Below are 2,380 nucleotides of genomic sequence, written 5' to 3'. Positions count from 1 at the left end.
ACTACGTGTACTCGATCCTGCTCGGCATGTCGGTGCCCGACATCAGCGGCAAGGCCATCGCCAACCTCGAGATCGAGAGCCTGCGGCACGTCGCGCCGACCTTCCACGGCGACACCCTCTACGGCGAGACGACGGTGCTCGACAAGTGGGAGAGCACGAGCAAGGACGACCGGGGCGTCGTCCACGTCGAGACGATCGGCTACAACCAGGACGGGAAGGTCGTCTGCATCTTCCGTCGCAAGGTGATGGTCCCGAGGCAGTCCTACCTCGACGCCCGCGGCGGCGAGCAGCCCGGGCGCCCGACGCCGCAGCCGGACCGGAACTGGCCCGGTCCGGCCGCGACCCCGCAGACCTGAGGGTCAGGGCCGCTCGGTGACCGTGCGGCCGGCTTCGTCCCAGGTGATACTGCGGTAGGCCGACCCCTTCGCCGCCTCCGGTGCGGAGTAGCGGGTCCAGAGGATCGCGAGGTCGGTGCCGGCGAGCGGGGAGACGGTCAGCGGGTCCGTCACCTCGGTGCCCGTCGCGGGGGTGACGGTGCCGGGTGTCGTCCCAGCGGGCACCACGGCGGCGAACAGCGTGTCGATGCGCGAGCCCTCACCGCGGCCGGTGGCCAGGAACGGGCGTCCGCTGCTGTTGAGCGAGCCGTCCAGCTCCATCATCGACTGACTACCGTCGGTCGAGAAGGTACCCATCCGGTCGAGGTCCTCGGACACGAAGACGGTCGTGCCCTGCGCGTCGTCAAGCGTCACGGCGGGGACGATGGCGCCCGTCTCGTCGTGGACGGCCCCCCTGCCGTCCCACCAGAGGAGGTGCCGGACCGTGTCGGCGTCGCCGGCCACCTCGAACCGCACGGCGAAGGCCTGGCGGCCGGTCCCGGTCAGGGGCGCTCGGACCGAGGTCGAGGCGTGGCCGCCCTCGTCGGACATCGGGGTGATGAGCTGGAACTCCTTCGCCTGCTCGGGCAGCACCCCGACGAGGACGTGGGAGTCCTCCCCGGCGGTGCCCCAGGTCGAGGCGAGGGCCGGGATGCCGTCGAGACTCGACCCGCCCATCATCGACGTGCTGCCGTCGGCACCGACCGCGAGGTACTCGAGGTCGGGCGTGGCGTCGGGCGCGACACGGACCCCCACCCTCCGTGGTCCGGGGATCGAGAGCGGCCGGCCGTCGGTGCTGCTCGAGAGGTCGGCGAACGGCTCGAGCAACGCGGTGACCGGTCCCGTCGCCGGAGCGCTGGTACGAGTGGCCGGGACCTGCAGCGCGCGATCCGAGGGCCCGTCGAGGGCGGCCCATGACCCGATCCCGACGACCGTGACGGCGGCCAGTGTGGCGCCGGCCGCGGCCATCCGACGACGGCGCTCGACGCGGCGGCCGCTGCCGAGGACCTCGGCGGTGTCGATGTCATGGAACGCGGAGTTCTCGGCCTGCGTGGCGCCGTGCAGCAGCGTGCGCAGCTCGTCCTCGAACACGTCGTGGCTCATCGGGGGCTCCCGTCGGTGGTGGTGAGCTGGGTGCGCAGGGCGGCGAGCCCGCGCGAGGCGGCGGACTTGACGGAGCCGAGCGAGATGTCGAGCAAGTCGGCGACGGCCTGCTCGCTGAGGTCGGTGTAGTAGCGCAGCACGACGACGCGCCGCTGCTGGTCGGGCAGGCCGGCCAGGAGCCGGACGACGAGGTCGCGGTCCTCGCTCGTCGTGGACACGGGCACCGTCGCCTCGGGCACCTCACCGACGCTGACCTCACCGCGGCGCCGGCGCCACGAGTCCGTCCGCTCGTTGACGAGGATCTTGCGCGAGTACGCGAGCGCCCCCTGCGGGCGCACCCGAGGCCACGCGACGTAGGTCTTGACGAGCGCGGCCTGCACGAGCTCGTGAGCCGCGTGGTGGTCGGCGGTCAGCAGCCACGCCGTGCGCAGCAGCGACGGCGACGCCTGCTCGACGAAGGCCGTGAACGCGGCGTCGCGCTCGGCCCTCACCCGTGTGCTCATGAATCCTCCTGGTGCTCGGTGTCACCATCTCTACGCCAGCACCCCGGGAAAGGTTGCCCCGGCCCGGGCGGTCTTCGCTCGCCACTACGATCTTCGGGTGATCGACCTGCACGCCCATTCCACCGCGAGCGACGGCACCGAGCCGCCGGCGCAGGTCGTGGCCTGCGCGGTGGAGGCCGGTCTGACGACGCTCGCGCTGACCGACCACGACACGACACTGGGCTGGGACGAGGCGACGGCTGCGGCGCGGCGCCACGGCATCCGGCTGGTTCCCGGCATCGAGGTCTCGTGCAGCCGGCGTCACCAGAGCATCCACCTGCTCGCGTACCTGCCCGACCCGACCCACCCCGACCTCGTGGCCGAGCTGGAACGGGCGCTCCACAGCCGCGACACCAGGCT

General features: G+C 72.4%; 4 protein-coding genes. 2 read left to right on the top strand and 2 right to left on the bottom strand.

Features of this window, described 5'->3' with window-relative positions; translation table 11 throughout:
- Window positions 1-356: MaoC family dehydratase (locus tag PLL68_RS13965; RefSeq protein WP_324535101.1), on the top strand; the 356-nt coding region annotated here is incomplete at its 5' end.
- Between the two features lie 3 nt (window positions 357-359).
- Here the strand turns inward: PLL68_RS13965 and PLL68_RS13960 are convergent.
- Both PLL68_RS13960 and PLL68_RS13955 read right to left on the bottom strand, forming a co-directional pair.
- The gene (locus PLL68_RS13960; protein ID WP_324535099.1) at window positions 360-1,478 is read right to left on the bottom strand and encodes a hypothetical protein; all 1,119 of its coding nucleotides are present in this window, start codon (window positions 1,476-1,478) and stop codon (window positions 360-362) included.
- Window positions 1,475-1,981: a SigE family RNA polymerase sigma factor gene (locus tag PLL68_RS13955; protein WP_324535097.1), complete on the bottom strand. Its 507-nt coding sequence runs from the start codon at window positions 1,979-1,981 to the stop codon at window positions 1,475-1,477. Before PLL68_RS13955 ends, PLL68_RS13960 begins: the two co-directional genes overlap by 4 nt.
- A 97-nt stretch (window positions 1,982-2,078) precedes the next feature.
- On the opposite strand from PLL68_RS13955, the gene PLL68_RS13950 reads away from it, so the two are divergent.
- A partial coding sequence (locus PLL68_RS13950; protein ID WP_324535095.1) for a PHP domain-containing protein occupies window positions 2,079-2,380 on the top strand: 302 nt, incomplete at its 3' end.

Source organism: Ornithinibacter sp. (assembly GCF_035443565.1).
Classification (GTDB): Bacteria; Actinomycetota; Actinomycetes; order Actinomycetales; family Dermatophilaceae; genus Fodinibacter.
The sequence above is the reverse complement of the archived record's forward strand: the minus strand, read 5'-3'. Positions and strand labels throughout refer to the sequence as shown.